Source organism: Amycolatopsis roodepoortensis (assembly GCF_014873915.1).
In the GTDB taxonomy this organism is placed as follows: domain Bacteria; phylum Actinomycetota; class Actinomycetes; order Mycobacteriales; family Pseudonocardiaceae; genus Amycolatopsis; species Amycolatopsis roodepoortensis.
This window is the reverse complement of record NZ_JADBEJ010000001.1, coordinates 1,319,144-1,336,424: the sequence shown is the minus strand read 5'-3', so window position 1 is coordinate 1,336,424 and position 17,281 is coordinate 1,319,144. Positions and strand designations below refer to the sequence as shown.

At 69.2% G+C, this 17,281-nt stretch carries 10 protein-coding genes; 4 read left to right on the top strand and 6 right to left on the bottom strand.

Going from position 1 to position 17,281, the window contains the following annotated elements:
* Positions 1–71 precede the first annotated feature (71 nt).
* Together H4W30_RS06170 and H4W30_RS06165 are read right to left on the bottom strand one after the other, a co-directional pair.
* The gene (locus tag H4W30_RS06170; protein WP_192741887.1) at positions 72–2,495 is read right to left on the bottom strand and encodes a glucan 1,4-alpha-glucosidase; all 2,424 of its coding nucleotides are present in this window, start codon (positions 2,493–2,495) and stop codon (positions 72–74) included.
* A gap of 179 nt (positions 2,496–2,674) precedes the next feature.
* Positions 2,675–5,971 carry a fibronectin type III domain-containing protein gene (locus H4W30_RS06165; RefSeq protein ID WP_192742454.1) on the bottom strand — a complete coding sequence of 1,099 codons (3,297 nt, stop codon included), beginning with the start codon at positions 5,969–5,971 and terminating at the stop codon, positions 2,675–2,677.
* A gap of 573 nt (positions 5,972–6,544) precedes the next feature.
* Between H4W30_RS06165 and H4W30_RS06160 the strand changes: the two genes are divergently transcribed.
* Positions 6,545–7,516 (top strand): hypothetical protein, encoded by a 972-nt coding sequence (locus H4W30_RS06160; RefSeq protein ID WP_192741886.1) that lies wholly within the window; start codon positions 6,545–6,547, stop codon positions 7,514–7,516.
* 13 nt (positions 7,517–7,529) lie between these two features.
* Here H4W30_RS06160 and H4W30_RS06155 read toward each other — a convergent pair whose 3' ends face one another.
* The gene (locus tag H4W30_RS06155) at positions 7,530–10,979 is read right to left on the bottom strand and encodes an indolepyruvate ferredoxin oxidoreductase family protein (protein ID WP_192741885.1); all 3,450 of its coding nucleotides are present in this window, start codon (positions 10,977–10,979) and stop codon (positions 7,530–7,532) included.
* Positions 10,980–11,141: 162 nt separating this feature from the next.
* On the opposite strand from H4W30_RS06155, the gene H4W30_RS06150 reads away from it, so the two are divergent.
* Entirely contained in the window at positions 11,142–11,606 is a 465-nt protein-coding gene (locus H4W30_RS06150; protein ID WP_038512105.1) for an Lrp/AsnC family transcriptional regulator, read from the top strand.
* 346 nt (positions 11,607–11,952) lie between these two features.
* Here the strand turns inward: H4W30_RS06150 and H4W30_RS06145 are convergent, their stop codons facing one another.
* Entirely contained in the window at positions 11,953–12,918 is a 966-nt protein-coding gene (locus H4W30_RS06145; RefSeq protein ID WP_318780535.1) for a helix-turn-helix transcriptional regulator, read from the bottom strand.
* A 56-nt stretch (positions 12,919–12,974) separates the two neighbouring features.
* On the opposite strand from H4W30_RS06145, the gene H4W30_RS06140 reads away from it, so the two are divergent.
* A complete protein-coding gene (locus tag H4W30_RS06140) occupies positions 12,975–15,323 on the top strand; it encodes an excinuclease ABC subunit UvrA (protein WP_225948787.1) in 2,349 nt (782 codons plus the stop codon).
* Between the two features lie 87 nt (positions 15,324–15,410).
* On the top strand, positions 15,411–16,061 hold the full coding sequence (locus tag H4W30_RS06135) for a GOLPH3/VPS74 family protein (RefSeq protein WP_192741884.1): 651 nt from the start codon (positions 15,411–15,413) through the stop codon (positions 16,059–16,061).
* Here H4W30_RS06135 and yidC read toward each other — a convergent pair.
* Together yidC and H4W30_RS06125 are read right to left on the bottom strand one after the other, a co-directional pair.
* On the bottom strand, positions 16,051–16,833 hold the full coding sequence (gene yidC / locus H4W30_RS06130; RefSeq protein ID WP_192741883.1) for a membrane protein insertase YidC: 783 nt from the start codon (positions 16,831–16,833) through the stop codon (positions 16,051–16,053). The two genes, H4W30_RS06135 and yidC, sit on opposite strands and share 11 nt — an antisense overlap.
* A gap of 66 nt (positions 16,834–16,899) precedes the next feature.
* Positions 16,900–17,256, bottom strand: coding sequence for a DUF6412 domain-containing protein (locus tag H4W30_RS06125; protein WP_192741882.1), 357 nt, complete (start codon positions 17,254–17,256; stop codon positions 16,900–16,902).
* Between the last annotated feature and the right edge of the window lie 25 nt (positions 17,257–17,281).

The following is a 17,281-nucleotide window of genomic DNA, read 5'->3' as shown; positions in this document are numbered from 1 at the left end:
CCCCTTCCTTGCGCCTGGCGCAAGGAAGGGGGCCTTCATGTACCCAGGCAAGCAACCGACACCGGTAAAGGTCAGGGACGCCAGGTGTCGTTCAACGCCATCGTGCAGCCGCCCGAAGCGGTGCCCGCCCGGTTGGCGCCCGATTCCCACGTCACGGTGCCACCCTCCTTGCGGATGTACTTGTACTGGAAGGCGGCTCCCTTCGGCAGCGTGACGTTCGCCGTCCACAAGGGATAGCCCGCCGACGACATCGGAACCGCGTTCGCCGGGTTCCACGCTCCGAGTTCGGGACGGTCGCCCACGACGAAGATGTTCTGGCCCCACGAAGTCGTGGCGTTCACCGTGAACTTCGCCGAAACCGCGGAGCACGCCGCGCTGTAGCGCTGCTTGACCACCGACGGCGTCTCGACCGGGGCACCCGCGTCGATCGAATGCGCCAGCCGCACGAACTGCGCCATCGACCAGGCGAGCGGCGTCGCCGATCCGGTGCCTTCGCCGAAGGTGAAGCCACCGGCGCTTTGCCGGTCCCAGACCTGTTCCGGGATCAGGAAACCGGGATTCGCCGAGGCGGCCATGGCCGCCAGATGGGTCGTCGCCGGGCGTCCGTTGGCGAGCTCGTACTCCCCGCGCTCACCGGTGAGCAGCGGCCACAGCCGTCCGACGCCGGCACCGGTGTACGGGCCGCCGGAAGCGGTTTCGCCATAGCCGTCGTGGTTGTACCGGTACCACATCGGGCCGTTGGGGGTGTTCACCTTCAGCGTGGAGTCCACTTCGGACAGTGAAGCGGCGACGTCCGGATCGGCAGGCGGTTTCACCCCGAGGCGGACGAGGTCCAGGAAGCCCGCGTCGATGATGGCGCGTTCGTCGTGGTTCCCGCCGCCGTTCTGCAGGAACACGTTCTGGCCGTCGTTGGGATTGCCGTTGCCGTCGATGCGGTGGAAGTACCGGCCGTCGCCGAGCGGACCGGACGTGGTGAACGTCCAGGCGCTGACCTGCGCCTGCCACCGGTCCGCGGTTTCGCGGTACCGGGCGGCCGCCGTCGTGTCGCCGTTGCGTTCGGCGATGTCGGCGGCGCAGATCAGCCCGGCGATCTCCGCGGCGATGGTGGACGGCGAGTAGCCGCCGTTTTCCTCCCAGCGTTCCTGCGGGGTCGAGGGGCCGTTCGTGACGAGGAAGTCCGCGGACTTCTTCACCTTCGCCCACATCCCCGCGTCGGACCGGCCCAGCTGCCACGCGAGCACGATCGGGAAGGCGACCTCGTCCATCTGCAGGCTGGTCCAGCAGTTGGTGCCGTCGAGCCGGGTGTTCTGCGGGAACGAACCGTCGGGCCGCTGCTGGACGGTGAACAGGTAGTCGACCGAACGGTGGGCCGCCGCCGAGTCTCCCGCCGCGATCTGCGCGGTCGAGACCTGGTAGAGGTCACGAGACCAGACCGCGTGATACCCGCAGTCCCCCGTGCCGTTCGCGTCTTTCGCCTCACCCCACGGATTGGTGAGCGAAGCGACGTTCGCACCCGAATAGGTCTTGTCTTCGTGGGCCTTGAGGGTCATCAGCGCCACGTTGTACTGCGTGGTCAAGCCGGCGCCGGTGATCGACCGGGGCACCGCTGCCAGCGAGGAGAGATAGCCGCTCCAGCCGGACCGGTACGCGGTGTCCGCCGCCCCGAAGCCACCCGCGAGCGAGGCCGACGCGTTCGCCGACGCGGCGCCGCGATCACCGCCGAACCCGATCGCGAGGGTGAAGGTGGTGTCGGTCCCCACGGGGATCTGCCCCAGCTGCACCAGGTTCCCGGGCGTCGACGCCGAGTCGTACTGCGTGCCGAGAACGTGATCACCGCTCAGGTCGACGTAGCCGTCGCTCGCGGTCCCGCTGTAGCCGCTGGTCGCCTTGACGAAACCGGTGGAGGCGGCCATGGCGCTGGACACCGGCCCGTCCGAAGCGACCAGCTGCCCGCCGGAGGTGGCGCCGGTGTCCCCCATTCCGCTGTTGTTCAGCGACGGGTTGTACAGCGCGTACAGCTGCAGCGGACCGCCGCTGAGCACCTCGAACCTGGTCTGGATCAGCACGGTCGACCGCGCCGGGTCGGCGGTGTGGGTCTTGGTGATCCGGTACCGCCCGTTGGTGGCGGTGTTGATCTGCCGGTAGCTCAGGGAACGCGGATCGGTGAGCACCAGCTGCTTGGTGGTGTGGTCGCGTTCCAGCTGCGTGAAGCCGGCACCGTCGGACACCACGTACTGCAGGTCCTGGACGTTGGCGACATCCACGGTCGGGTAGTAGATCTCGTGGTTGATGCCCTGGCCGAGGGTGAACCAGACCTTCGACGCCGCGTTGGTGGCGGTGCCGAAACCCTCTTTACCCCCGGTCGTCCAGGCCGCACCGGTACCCGGCGCGCCGGGCGCGTCCGCCAGCGGTGCGGCGCTCACCGGCGTGGACGCCAGGAGCGCGCCAGCGGTCAACAGCGCGACTATCGCGCGACGCCGCTTCGGAGATTTCATGTCGATCCTTCCCACAGGCTTCTTCGACGGCAGGATTTGTTGTTAGCGGCAACTTATTCGCTGGCCGTCTCCACCGGCAGGGCCGATCGGAGTAACCCGGACCACTGGCGCCGGTGGTCCGGTCATGGATCCGGCCCCGCCGCGGGACGCGACGGGGCCGGATCAGGGATTCCGTGGGATCAGCCGACCGGACGCGGCTTCAGGTTCACCTCCACCGTGTTACCGGGGCCGGAGGCGACACCGCTGACGATGTCGTTGAGGAACCCGCAACCCTGCAGCGGCGGCAGGGTGTAGGAGCCGGTGAGCTTGCCACCGGCCAGCGGGTCGAAGCCCGCCTTCGACTGCAGCGGGATCTGGGCCGGTGTCTTCGTCTGGCAGGTCGGGCTCGCCGAGACCGGGAAGCCGAAGACGCTGATCCGCGGCAGCTTGACCGTCACCGGCGAGGTCGACTTGAGCACGCCGTTGGCCAGGGTTCCCGTGGTCTTGCCCGCCGAAGCGAACTCGATCTTCGCCTTGACCGGGACGAAACCCCAGAGCGTGAGGTTCGCGCTCGTCGGGTTCAGCGTCAGGTCGGCGTCGAAGGTCCCGTTCGCCAGGGTGATCGCGGCGTTGATGCCGCCACGCAGGTCGATCGGGCCCGCGAGCTTCTTCAGCTGCGTCTTTCCGGTCAGGTCGTAGCTGTACTTGACGACCGGGGAGGTGTTCGGCTGCGTCTTCGCCGTGACCGGCGCGCTTGCGGCCGACTTGTTCCCCGCGGCGTCCTTGGCGACCACGGTGAAGGTGTACTCCGTGCCGGCCGAGAGACCGTCCACAATGGCCGAAGTCCCCGTCACCGACTTCACCAGGGTGGCGCCGTTGTAGACGTCGTACCCGGAGACACCGACGTTGTCCGTCGCGGCATCCCACTCGATGCTCACGCTCGTCTGCGTGGTCCCCGTGGATCGCGGGTTGCCCGGCACGCTGGGAGCCACCACGTCGGGCGAGGCCTGCGTCCGGACGGTGATGGCGGCGCTCGGAGTCGAGAGGTTGCCCGCCGCGTCCTTCGCGACCACCGTGAACGAGTACTCGGTGTCCGGCGAGAGACCGTCCACAGTGGCCGAAGTCCCCGTCACCGACTTCACCAGTGTGGAGCCGTTGTAGACGTCATAGCCGGTGACACCGACGTTGTCCGTCGCCGCGTTCCATTCGAGGCTGACGCTCGTCTGCGTGGTCCCGGTCGAGCGCGGGTTGCCCGGTGCGACGGGTGCCTGGGTGTCGGGAGCGGTCTGCGTCCGCGTCGTCACCGCGGCACTGGCCGCCGAAGCGTTGCCCGCGGCGTCCTTGGCGACCACGGTGAACGAGTACTCCGTGTCCGGCGCGAGACCGTCCACAGTGACCGAAGTCCCCGTCACCGACTTCACCAGCGTGGAGCCGTTGTAGACGTCGTACCCGGTGACGCCCACGTTGTCGCTTGACGCGTTCCAGGACAGCGCGACGCTGGACTGGGTGACGTCGGTCGTGGCCAGACCGGCCGGAACGCTGGGCGCTTCGGTGTCCGGGACCGTGGCGGTCCGGGCGGTCACCGCCGCGCTGGGCTCCGACCTGTTGCCCGCCGCGTCCTTGGCGACGACGGTGAAGGTGTACTCGGTGTCGGCGGCGAGGCCGTCGACGGTGGCGTTGGTTTCCGTCACCGACTTCACGAGGGTGGCACCGTTGTAGACGTCGTAGCCGGTGGCACCGACGTTGTCACTCGACGCGTCCCACGCCAGGCCGACGCTGGTGGCCGAGGTACCGGTCGAGTGCAGGTTGCCCGGCACACCGGGAGCCTGCGTGTCGGGCGCGGCCTGCGTCCGGGCCGTGACCGCGGCGCTGGCCGCCGAAGCGTTGCCCGCCGCGTCCTTCGCGACCACCGTGAAGGTGTACTCGGTATCGGCCGTCAGACCGTCGATCGTGGCCTGCGGTTCCGCCACCGACTTGACGACCTCGGTGCCCCGCAAGACGTCGTAGCCGGTGACACCGACGTTGTCGCTCGACGCGTCCCAGGCCAGGGTCACGCTGGTCTGGGTGGTTCCGGTCGAGTGCACGTTCGCGGGTGTCGTCGGCGCCTGTGTGTCCGGGGCCTTCGCGGTCCGGGCGGTGGCGGGCGCGGTGGCGGGCGAGACGTTGCCCGCCGCGTCCTTCGCCTTGACCGTGAACGAGTACTCCGTGTCCGGGGTGAGACCGTCCACAGTGGCCGACGTTCCGGTCACCGTCTTCACCAGCGTGGCGCCGTTGTAGACGTCGTAGCCGGTCACGCCGACCTCGTCGGTGGCGGCGCCCCAGGACAACGCGACACTGTTCTGGGTGACCTCACCGACCGTCACCGCACCGGGAGCCGAGGGTGGGGTCGTGTCGGCGGCCGCGGTGACGGTGAAGGTGTGCAGCACGTTGGCCTGCCCGTTCGCGGGAGTGCAGTCCGCGACGAACGTGCCGAGGCCGGTCTCCGCGCCGGAAGCCGTCAACGGCGTCATCGTGAGCACCAGATCGTGCACCGAAAGCGTGGCCGTCCCGGGCTTGTCGAAGCGCAACGACGGCGCCGCGCCGCTCGCGTTGACGATCAGGTCGTTGCCCGTCGGCGGGATCGGCTGCAGCGGGACGGGTGTCGGCACGCCGACCGCGAGATGTCCCTGCGGGCTGGAGACCAGCGAGGTGGCCAGCGCCGATCCCTTGATCTGCTCGGCACCGACGAGCCGGAGCCCTTCGGTCGCGGTCTTGCCCGCGTTGGAGACGGCCGTGATGTCGATCTTGGGCGTGAACTGGCCGACCGGGATCGTGTCGGGCAGCGTGGCGTTGATGTCGACCGTGACGTCCTGGTTCCCGATCAACGGGAACGGGCAGCTGTAGACCTGCCGCAACGGCGGGTGGTTCCCCGTGCCGACAACGGCTTCCGGGGTGACCGGGGAGCCGGTCACCGTGTAGGTCTGCAGGACGGTCTCGGCGCCGGCCGCCAGCGTGCAGTCCGAAGTGAAGGTGCCGAGACCGGTCGGCGTGCCATCGGCCTTCAGCGGGGTCATCACCAGCTGGAGCCCGGTCACCGCGAGGGACGCGGTGCCCGGCTGGTCAAACCTCAGCGCGGGCGCGCTGCCCGTGGCGTTGACGACGAGGTCGTTGCCCGCGGGCGGGATCGGCTGGTTCGGCACGTCGGAGTCGACCTTCACCGTCATCGTGCCCTGGCTGCCGGGCATCGTGACGGTCGAAGTCGCCTTCGCGGTGCCCTTGATGGACTCGGCACCGACGAGCCGAAGACCTTCCGTCGCCGTCTTGCCCGCGTTGGACACGGCGGTGATCTCGATGGCGGGAGTCAGTTTCCCGGTCTCGATCGTCGAAGGCTGCGTGGTCTTGATGGTGACCGAGACGTTCTGATTTCCGATCAACGGGAACGGACACGAGTAATTCTGCGTGAGCTCACCCGGAGCCGCGGCACTGGTGCCCGAGCCTATCGTGAGACCCAGTGCCACCAAGGCCGCCGTGCTCACCACGGCGATGCCCCCAGTGGCCAGTCTTCGACTACGTCTTCTGTGTTTCACAGGTACCTCTCCAACACATAGACCACGCCCGCCGAAACCACTGGACAAATGATTAATGCCCGCTTTCGCGGGCTCTTCCCGGCGGGCGCGTGTGCACATTTACGGGTATGCCACAGGGAATTAACACACCCGCAAGGCTCGCCAGGCAAGGAAAATCACAGAGCCCGCGCGACCATTCTCCGTCTTTGTCATACGCGGTCGATTCGCCGTTCGCGAATCTGTCAGCCGCGCCCCCAAAACGCTCGACCGCACCTCGGCGATGGTGGTTACTGGCCAACAAGGCTGCGATCGGGTCGGCCTACTCGGCGCGCCAGGGCGGGACCCAGCCGAGGCGTTTGCAGACCGTGCCGACGTCGGGATCGGTCAGGCTCCGGCGGTCGGAGAGGTTCGCCGACCGCGGTCCGAGGATCTGCATCCGGTCGACCGCCCCCACAACGAGTCTGGTCCTGCCGTCCAGCGGATATTCGGCGGACTCCCGGCCCGGAGTCGGGCAGAGTGCCTCCCATGCGGGAAATCCGGCGCGAGGTCACCGCCGTCGCGGGCACGAAGACATTGGCCTGGATCGGGGAAACACTTCACCACGTGTCCCCGGATTCGACGTTGTTCGGCCAGTACAGCGAAGTCTTCGACGCCGTGGAGGTCTCTCCCCGCGGTGAGCTGGTCGCGCTGATGGCCCATACCGGTACGACGGGGCTGCTGCTGTCGGCGGACGGCCGTCCGATCCGCGAGCTCACCCGCAGCGGCTACCAGGCCGAGGCCTACCGCTACCCGCTGGTGTTGTGCACCCTTCCCGACGGCCGGACGGGGTTGATCCACTGCCCCGACGAGTACAACCGGCTCGAGATCGACGTCGCCGAGACCGGCGAGCGACTCACCGACGGCCCGGTGCGTGAGCCGAGCGACTTCTTCCATTCGCGCCTGGCCGTCTCGCCGAGCGGCAGGTACCTGCTCAGTGCCGGCTGGGTCTGGCATCCCTGGTGCGCCGCGGCGGTCTACGACCTGGAGAAGGCGCTGGCCGAACCCACCACGCTCGATTCGGTCGGCGACGTCTTCACTCAGATCGGTCTCGTGCAGGCAGAGGTCGCGGGTGCTTGTTTCGTCGGCGAAGACGTCGTGATCAGCACGTCCACGGAGGAGAACGACCCGGACGGACCCGACGACCTCGCCCCCACCATGCTGGCCCGGTGGTCGACCACCACCCGGTCGTTCGTCTGGCGCCGTCGACTGGACCTGCCCGCCGGCGACGTCGTTCCGTTCGCCGGCGATTTCCTGGCCTTGTACGACCACCCGCGTCTCTACGACGGAGCGACCGGAGACCTGCTGGCGGAATGGCCCGACCTCCCGACCGGTCACGCGGAAGGCCCGATCGTGTGGAGCGAGTCCTTCTCGGGACCCACGCGCGTGGCCGTCGACGAGATCCGGCGACGCTTCGCCGTGACCGACGGCGAACGGACCACGGTCGTCCACCTCGGCTGACCGATTCCGGCCGTCAGGTGCTCGCGCCGAGCCGTTCCCCCTGCGTGAGTTCGGCGAGGAGCGCGGACTGTTCCCGCCGGTAAGCCTCGACGTTCGCCAGTTTGACGTCCTCGTAGCCGCGGACCAGATCGGGCAGCTCGGCCAGCGCCAGGAGCCTGCCCCGGTCCGCGCCCTCGGCGCCGAAAGCGGCGAGGATCGTTTCCCGGTACTGCCCGACGAGTTCCCGCTCCACCTTCCGGACGTGTGCCTTGCCGAACGGGTCCCAGCGGGTGCCGCGCAGTTTCCGCGCGGCGCGCAGTGCGACGAACACCGGCCGGAACTTCGGGCCCACCGCGATCTTCCGCTTCATTCCCAGCGCGCGGAGCACGGGCGGGTGCAACCGGTAGGCATAGTGGCTGCCGACGCCGAACTCCGCCTCGATCCCGGCGAGCACGGCGGGATCGAGCGAGAGCCGCGCGACCTCGTACTCGTCCTTGTAGGCCATCAGTTTGTGCAGGTTTCGCGCCACCGCCTCGGTGACCGCAGTCGAATCCCCTTCCAAGACACGGACCCGCTCGACGAATTCGGCGTACTCCCGCGCATACCGCACGTTCTGGTACCGGACGAGCTCCGGCACGCGGATGTCCAGCAGCCGCGCGAGTTCCGACCCGGGCTCGGCGTGGACCAGCGCGCGGGCGCGCAGCGTGGCGGCCGACGGGGCGGGGGTCGCGGCGACGGCGGGCGGGGTGATCGCGGCCTGGAGCCCGTCGGGATCGGCGACGAGCTGCCTGCCTCGCCGGAAGGCCTGGAGGTTGCCCGCGACGGCGACGCCGTTGAGTTCGATCGCGCGCTCCACACTGGCCGCGTCCAGCGGGATGGCGCCGGTCTGGAGAGCGGCGCCGAGCTGGAGGATGTTGGCGAACTGGTCGTCGTCGAACAGGGTTTCCGCCAGCGCCCGCGCGTCGAGCGCCACGGTCCGCGCCGCGCTGTCGGAGATCGCGCCCCGCACCGCCGCCGCGTCGGGGAACGAAACTGTGGTGTCGACGACCATCCGGCCGGTCGGTACCTCGGTCGTGGAGACCACGGCCGTGGTCCGGCCGGGGTCCGTCACCGTCAGATGCGCTGGGTCCGCGCCGACGAGGACGTCGCAGGCCAGGTACAGATCGCATTCCCCGGCCGCCAGTTTCGGGGCCTGCGGCGTCGGCTCGGCGGTGATCTTCAGATCCGAGACGACGGCGCCGCCCTTCTGCGCGAGCCCGGTCTGGTCCAGTGTCCGCACCTGCTTGCCCTCGATCACGGCGGCCGTGGCGAGGATCTGCGCGACGGTGACCACGCCGGTCCCGCCGACACCGGTGATCCGCACGGTGAAGTCGGTACCGGTGGTCTCGGGCTCCGGCAGTTCGGCCGCTGCGATCTCCGCGAGCCGTGCCCGGTGTTTGCGCCCGGTGGGCACCACCGTCATGAACGACGGGCAGTCCCCGGCCAGGCACGAGTAGTCCACGTTGCACGACGACTGGTGGATCGCGGTCTTGCGGCCGAACTCGGTGCTCACCGGCTGTACCGAGAGGCAGTTCGACTTCTCGCCGCAGTCGCCGCAGCCCTCGCACACCCGCTCGTTGATCACGACCTTGGCGGCGGGGGTGTCCAGTTTGCCGCGACGGCGTTTGCGGCGTTTCTCGGCGGCGCATTCCTGGTCGTGGATGAGCACCGTGACGCCGGGGACGCGGGCCAGTTCCTCTTGTGTGGTCAGCAATTCGTCGCGGTGCCGGACCTCGACACCGTCGGGCATGCGGACACCGCGGAGCCGCTTCGGCTCGTCACTGGTGATGACCACCTTCGCGACGCCTTCGACCAGCAGCAACGACGCCAGCCGGTCCACCGGGAGCCCGCCGACGGCGTCCTGGCCGCCGGTCATCGCGACCGTCGCGTTGTAGAGGATCTTGTAGGTGATGTTCACCCCGGCGGCCACCGCCGCCCGCACCGCGAGGCTGCCGGAATGGGTGAACGTGCCGTCGCCGATGTTCTGCACGAAATGCGAGGCGTCGACGAACGGCTCCATCCCGAGCCACTGCGCGCCCTCGCCGCCCATCTGGGTCAGGCCGACCACGTCCCCGACCTGTTCCGGTTCCATGAACAACGCCATGGCGTGGCAGCCGATCCCGCCGCCCACCACGGTTCCCTCGGGCACCTTGGTCGACGAGTTGTGCGGGCAGCCGGAGCAGAAGTACGGCGTCCTGGTCAGCAACGGCACCGAGATGCGCTCACGACGGCGCCGTTGCCGCCACGCGGTCACCGACGGGATCTCGTGGTGGTCACTCAGCCGGGTGGCCAGCACCCTGGCGATGGCGTCCGGGTCGAGTTCGCCGAGTTCGGTGCACAGGGTGCGGCCGTCCGGGCCGGTCTTGCCGTGCACGGCGGGCGTGCCGGCGGTGCCGTACAGCACCTCCTTGATCGCCGATTCGACGAAGGAACGCTTTTCCTCCACCACGACGATCTCGCTCAGTCCGCCGGCGAACCGGCGGACGATCGACGGTTCGAGCGGGTGGATCACGCCGAGTTTGAGGATCCGGATGCCGTGCCGGGACAACGCTTCGGCGTCCAGACCGAGCAGCCGCAGCGCCTGCATGAGGTCCAAATAGGACTTTCCGGCGGTGACGATGCCGATACGGTCGGAGGGTCCTTCTTGGACGATCCGGTTGACCCCGCTCGCGCGCACGTATTCCACGGCCAGCGGCAGACGTTCGGTGTACAGGCTGCGTTCGAGCGCCATCAACGTGGTGCCGAGCAGCCGGGAGGTGGGCTTGTGCCGATACGCGGGCAGGGCGAGTTCGGGCGCGGTCCATCGCGGGTGGACGTGGGCGGTGCTCGCGGCGTCGGCCACGTTCGCCACGAGTTTCATCGACGACCACAGCCCGCTCGCCCTGGACAGCTCGACCGCGTGCAGGCCGAAGTCCAGCACGTCCTGGGAATCGGACGGGAAGAACACCGGCATCGCGAGGTCGGCCAGCGCGAGCTCGGAGGCGCACGGTACCGAGGAGGATTTGGCGTTCGGGTCGTCGCCGACCAGCGCCACCGCACCGCCCGCCGGGTCGGTCCCCGCGAGGTTGGCGTGCCGCAGGGCGTCCGTCGCCCGGTCCAGGCCGGGTGCCTTGCCGTACCAGAATCCGGTGACGCCCCCGCGGGACGAGCCGACCGACGAGGTGAGCTGACTGCCCATGACCGCCGTCGCGGCGAGCTCCTCGTTCAGGCCGGGACGGTGCACGACGTCGTGCTTCTCGAGCAGGACGGACCGGCGGCCGAGTTCGAGGTCGTATCCGGCGAGCGGGGAACCCTCGTAGCCGGAGACGAAGACGGCGGGCGACGCCCCGGCGGCGCGGTCATGCCGCACCCGGTCGAACAGCATCCGGACCAGGGCCTGGACACCGCTGAGGTACACGGTGCCGTCCTCCCGCAGATACCGGTCCTCCAACGTGAACTGCTCCACCAGACCTGCCTCCTTCGGCACCCCCGCGCGACGTCACGACAGGAGACCCGACCTCGCGGGCCGCCGCAACAGGCGGCAGTCTATTGATCCCCGGCACGCAAAAAATCCGGCCCATCTTCTCCGCTGGCCGATATCCGTTGCGTCTGCGTACCATCCTGGCTCATGGCGGACCAGCTCATCGACGAGACCGATCGCGAGATTCTCGAACTCCTGCGGGAGGACGCCCGGCGCACGCTGGGCGACATCGGGGCCCGCGTCACGCTGTCGACCGCGGCCGTCAAACGCCGGATCGACCGCATGCAGGAGAACGGCGTCATCGTCGGCTACACCGTCCAGATCGACCACGCCAAACTCGGCTGGGGTATCGAGGCGTTCACCGAACTGCGATTCACCGGGACCACCAAGGTCGGCGAGATCGTCCGCACCACCACCCGGATGCCCGAGGCCCAGGCGGTGTTCACCATCGCCGGCGACCCCGACGCGCTCGTCTGGCTGCGGGTGCGGGACATGGGCCATCTGCAGCGCACCATCGACGAGATCCGGCGGCATCACCAGGTCACGGGCACGAAGACGCTGATGGTGCTGGACTCGTGGACGCGCGGCCAGCAGTGGCCTCACCCCTCGTGAGTGGCAAGGACGGTTCTAAGCCAAGGTGTCTCAGGCACCTACTGGCTTCCGGAGGCGGTGTCGCGAAAGCCACTTTCGGGACACCAGACGTCTCGAAAGTGGCTTTCGCGACATGATCGCGCGGGTGAGCCCGGCACGGCCTGAGATTGCGGCGATACCACGTGCCTGATCGGACGACACGCGTGATCCGGTGGACGACACGCGTGACTGGATGGACGACACGACCGCGGCCGGGATTACGCCACGAGTCGTCCGCAGGATCACGCGTGTCGTCCCTCCAAACACGCGTGTCGTCCATCCAATCACGCGAAAGCGCCATCCGTGCACCTGCAAGAGGTTCGTGGCCCTACCCCGTGGGGCGGGTGGCGCCCCGCATCAGCCGCTCCCCCGTCCGCGCGAGGTACTCACCGAATTCCGCCGGTTCCTCCACCGTGAACCCGATGTCGGTGAGCAAGAGAACGACGGCCAGCCACTCGAACGAGTCGACGTGGGCGACGTACCGGCACCTGTCGTCGCCCAAGGCTTCGAAACTCCCGTCGATCCGGTGCAGCCGGGCCGCGGCCTCGTCCGCCCAGACGTCCAGGGTCAGCGTGATCCGCAGCGATTTCGGGCTGTGGAAGCGTTCCTGGAGGTGAGCCGCGACGTCGTCGACCGGGAGTTCCCGCGGTTCGAACGCCACCTCCGTCGTCTTCGGCCCGGCGATCCGGTCGAGGCGGAAGCTCCGCCAGTCCTGCCTTCCGAGGTCCCACGCGTACAGGTACCACCGCCTGCCGAGCTGGACCAGGCGCATCGGCTCGACCGTCCGTGACGACGGGCCGTCCTTCGCCGTGTACGCGAACTCGAGGCATCGGCGAGCCGCGATCGCCGCGGCGAGGACGTTCAGGACGTCCTGGGTGACCCGCGGCTGTTCACCGCTCCCGAACTCGACCACGGCGAGCATCTCGTCGGTCCGCCTGCGAAGTGCCGCCGGCAGGACGCGCCGGAGTTTCGCGGCGGCACGGTCGGCCGATTCGGCGGTCAGGTCGACGCCGGTGCCGCCCGCGGCGGCGAGCCGCAGCCCGAGCACGGTGGCGATCGCCTCGTCGTGTTCCAGCATCAGCGGCGGCAGCGCGGTTCCCGCGACGAGCCGGTAGTTGCCGCCCGGGCCGCGGCTGCTCTCCACGGGATATCCCAGCCCGCGAAGGTGGTCGATGTCCCGGCGAAGCGTGCGCGGCGGGACTTCCATGGCCGTCGCGAGTTCGGCGGCGGGCCACGCCCGGCCGGACTGCAGGAGCGACAGCAGCCGCAGCATTCGTTCCCGTGGTGCCGTCACATAGCCTCCCGTAATTGTGGCCGGAAACCGGCCACATCTCATCGTAGCCTCGATTCATGGCGAAAGTTCAAACAGACCGTGGCCGGTGGATCACCGTGGAAGGCGCCCGGACGCACAACCTCCGCGACGTTTCGGTGCGGGTGCCGAAGCACCGGCTGACCGTGTTCACCGGCGTATCCGGATCCGGGAAGTCGTCGCTGGCCTTCGACACGATCGCGGCCGAGGCCGAACGCCTGGCCACCGGGAGCTACCCCGCCTTCGTGCGGAACCGGCTGCCCCAGCACCCACCCGCCGACGTCGACCGGATCGACGGGCTGGTCTTCACGACGATCGTCGATCAGCGGCGGTTCACCGGCAACGCCCGGTCCACCGTGGGCACGGCGAGCGACATCGCGCCGTTGCTGCGGCTGCTGTTCTCGCGCCTCGGCGAACCGAACGCCGGATTCTCGCCCGCCTACTCGTTCAACGATCCCGCCGGGATGTGCCCGCGCTGCGAAGGGCTCGGAGCGGTCGACGAGATCGATCTCGATCGGCTGCTCGACCGCTCGCGGAGCCTGCGTGACGGCGCCGTGCGCTTCCCGACGTTCGCGCCGGGGACCTACCGGTGGAAGCGGCTCGTCCACTCCGGACTCGTCGACCCCGATGTCCCGTTGGACCGGTTGCCGCCGGCGAAGGTCGAGACCCTGCTGCACGCCGAAGGGCTCCCCCTCGACGATCCGGGTGACGACTACCCCAAGCACGGTCTCTTCGACGGGGTCGTCCCGCGGCTGCGCGACACCTACCTGCGCAAGACGCCGTCACGGCTCACTGCCGAGGAGCGGGAGGGACTCGCCGGAGTCGTCACCCGCGGCGTCTGCCCGGAGTGCGCGGGAACCCGCCTGTCCGAGGCGGCACGCGTCAGCCTGATCGACGGACGCTCCATCGCCGACTGGTCCGCGCTACCGGTCGGCGAATTGCGCGACGTCGTCGCGAAAGTGTGCGAACCGTCGGTGGCGCCGCTGCTGCAGGCGATCCGCGAACGCCTCGACGCGCTGGACTCGGTCGGGCTCGGCTACCTCAGCCTGTCCAGGGAGTCGAGGACGCTGTCCGGCGGCGAAGCCCAGCGCGTCAAGATCGTCCGCCATCTCGGCAGTGCGCTCAGCGACGTCTGCTACGTGTTCGACGAGCCCAGCACCGGCCTGCACCCGCACGACGTGCACCGCCTCCTCGAACTGCTCGCCAAGCTCCGCGACGCGCACAACACGATCCTCGTGGTCGAGCACCATCCCGCGGTCATCGCGGCCGCGGATCACGTCATCGATCTCGGGCCCGGCGGCGGTGACGGCGGTGGGCAGGTCCAGTTCGAAGGCAGCCCTGGCGAACTCGTCGCGGCAGGCACCGAGACGGGGCGGATTCTCGGTACCCCGCTTCGGTTCCGGGAGCGGACCCGCGCCGCGCGAGGGGCCGTGACGATCTCCGGCGCCCGCAGTCACAACCTGCGTGACGTCACCGTCGACGTTCCGCTCGGCGTACTGACCGTCGTCTCGGGTGTCGCCGGTTCCGGCAAGAGCACCCTGATCACGGGCGAACTCCCCCGGCAGCATCCCGATTTCGTCGTCGTCGACCAGGCGCCGCTGCGCGGCGGCATCCGGTCCACCCCCGCCACGGTGCTGGGCGTCGCCGAGCCCATCCGCGAGGCGTTCGGGAAGGCAACGAAAAAACATCCGTCGTGGTTCAGCGCCAACGGCCGCGGCGCGTGCCCGGTCTGCAAGGGGAAGGGTGTCATCATCACCGACCTGGCGTTCCTCGACGACGTCCAGACCGGCTGCGACGCCTGCGGCGGCACCCGGTTCAACCCGGAGGCGCTCGCCGCGCTCTTGAACGGGCGGACCATCGCCGACGTCCTGGCGATGAACCCGGCGGACGCCGCCGCGCTCTTCGGCGAACACCCCGCGATCGCTCAGAGGTTGCGCTGGCTGGACCGGGTCGGGCTCGGTTACCTGACCATCGGGCAGAGCCTCGACACCTTGTCCGGCGGCGAACGGCAACGGCTGCTGCTCGCCCGCCGACTCGCCGACGCGGGCCCCGCGGACGAACTGCGCCTGGTCCTCGACGAACCGACCGCCGGGCTGCACGGCAGCGACGTCGACCGGTTGCTGGCCCTCTGCGACGAACTCGTCGACGGCGGTGCGACGCTCGTCCTGATCGAACACGACCAGCGGGTGATCGCGCACGCCGACCACGTCATCGACATCGGGCCGGGCGCGGGAGCCGACGGCGGGACGGTGGTGTTCGAGGGAAAGCCGTCGGCACTGGCCGAGGACTCCGCGTCGATCACGGGGCGCCACCTGCGAACGCGTTCCCGGCGCCGGACGGCGCCGGGAACACCCACCCGCCCGGGAACAGTTCCCGGGCGAGCGCGATGATTCCCCATCGGGCTTTGCCCGGCACGCCGGTACCGAACAGTTCTCCGCCCTGATACTTTGCTCACGTCTGGCCCTTCGGAGGGCGAAATGACCGAGTCACTGCCCCAGCGGATGTACCTGCTCGGCTACGACACCGAGAAGAACCGGCTCGACCCCACCAGCGCCCCGGTGCGAGGCACGCTCCTGCGGGCGGCGGCGGTGACCGAGCTGGTCATCGCGGGTCTTCTCGCCGATCGCGACGGGAAGGCCGCCCGCACGGCAGCGGCGGGCCTCACTCCGGGAGACCCGTTCCTTGCGAAAGTGCTGGAAGACGCTCGCGAAGAGAAGCCCCGCCGCTGGTTCGCCCTCATCGACCACGACTGGCACAAGGCCGAGAACATCGTCCGCGATCAGCTCGCCGCTTCCGGGACGATCAGGGTCGACAAGCGCCGGGCGATGGGCATCTTCCCGGTTCGCGACATCACCCTGGCCGAACCGCACCGGGCGCGGGCGCTGCGCGAGCCGATCCGGAACGTGGTGCTGAGCGGCGAAGACCCCGGCACCGTCCCGATCGAGGACGCGGTCCTCGCCATGCTGTCGTACGAGGGCGACGTCCGCACGGTCTTCACCTCGAAGGAGAATCGCGCGAACCGGAAAGCCGTCAAGGCGCTGGCGGCGCATGTCGACACCGCCCTGCCCGGACTGCGGAAGGCGGTTCGGTACTCGGTGGCCGCCCGCCGCTCGGCCGTCAGCGGCTAGCCTCCTCCCTGTCGACGACCTTGGTGAGGAAATGCTGCTGTCCCAGCGTCCACACGTTGGTGGCCAGGAAGTACAGCAGCACGCCGATCGGCACCGGGAAGAACGACCCCGAGACCAGCATGCCGACCGGTGCCAGGTACATCATCAGCCTGGTGATCCCCGCCGTCTCGGGGGCGGTCGCGGTCTGCCGGGCGAGTCCCGAGCGCATCGAGAAGAACGTGGCCAGGCTCGCGACCAGCATCAGCGGCACCCCGACGGCGATCATGTGGACGTGATCCGTGCCGAACGCGGCCAGTTCCGTCGCCGGTTGCGAAAGCCAGTTACCCAGCTTCGCGCCGAAGAGGTCGGCGTTCAAGAACGACCGCACCCCGGCGGCGTCGAACACGTGGTTCGACTGCGCGCCAGGCGTGAAATCGCGCAGAACCCAGTACAGGGAAAGGAACACCGGCAGCTGGATCAATGCCGGGAGACAACCGCCCAGCGGGTTCGCGCCGGTTTCGGCGTGCAGTTTCTGGATCTCCTTCGCCATCCGCTGGCGATCCTTGCCGTATTTCTCCTTGATCTCCCGCATCCGCGGCGCGAGCGCCTGCATGCGACGGCCCGCGCGCAAGGCGCCGAGGGCGGGTTTGACCAGCAGCAGGCGCAGGGTGAAGACGAGGAACACGATGGACAGCACCCAGGCCACGCCGGAGTCGGGACTCGAAACGGCGCCGAAAACCTTGTGCCAGAACCAGAGAATGGCGGAAACGGGGTACAGGAAGACATCGAACATGACCAGGTCACTCCGTCGGTCGAAGGTGTGTGGGCAGGAGTGACTGCCTCACCTTCGAACGGAAGGTCAGGCAGTCGCGATACCCAGTGACGGAGCTCGGGGCCGCACGCGGCCACGCGCGTCGGGGTCGCGCAGGCTCAAGAACAGCTGTGCGCGTTCGCGCAGGCTGATGGCGCGCACCCGCATCGCGGCGGCCGCCGGTTCCAGGCGGAAGTGCGCCGCGAGCGCGAGCAGGACGGCGGCGAGGGACGCGGTCAGGGCGGCGGCCAGGCCGAGTGGGTTGGCGACCGCCACCGACGCCGTCAGCGCGGTGGCCAGGCTCAGCGGGTTGATCCCGCCGACGACCGGGAGCACGACGAACAACTCGGGCAGGAACAGCGCAAGCATCAGCTTGAGCCGCACGCCGAAGTAGGTTCGCTCCACGTCACCGACACTACCGGAGATATTG

Bases quoted from the DNA above. Each gene is read 5' to 3' on its own strand.
- H4W30_RS06150 (WP_038512105.1), top strand. From the start codon at position 11,142: ATGGCGGACCAGCTCATCGACGAGACCGATCGCGAGATTCTCGAACTC.
- yidC (WP_192741883.1), bottom strand. From the start codon at position 16,833: ATGTTCGATGTCTTCCTGTACCCCGTTTCCGCCATTCTCTGGTTCTGG.
- H4W30_RS06170 (WP_192741887.1), bottom strand. From the start codon at position 2,495: ATGAAATCTCCGAAGCGGCGTCGCGCGATAGTCGCGCTGTTGACCGCT.
- H4W30_RS06135 (WP_192741884.1), top strand. From the start codon at position 15,411: ATGACCGAGTCACTGCCCCAGCGGATGTACCTGCTCGGCTACGACACC.
- H4W30_RS06140 (WP_225948787.1), top strand. From the start codon at position 12,975: ATGGCGAAAGTTCAAACAGACCGTGGCCGGTGGATCACCGTGGAAGGC.
- H4W30_RS06160 (WP_192741886.1), top strand. From the start codon at position 6,545: ATGCGGGAAATCCGGCGCGAGGTCACCGCCGTCGCGGGCACGAAGACA.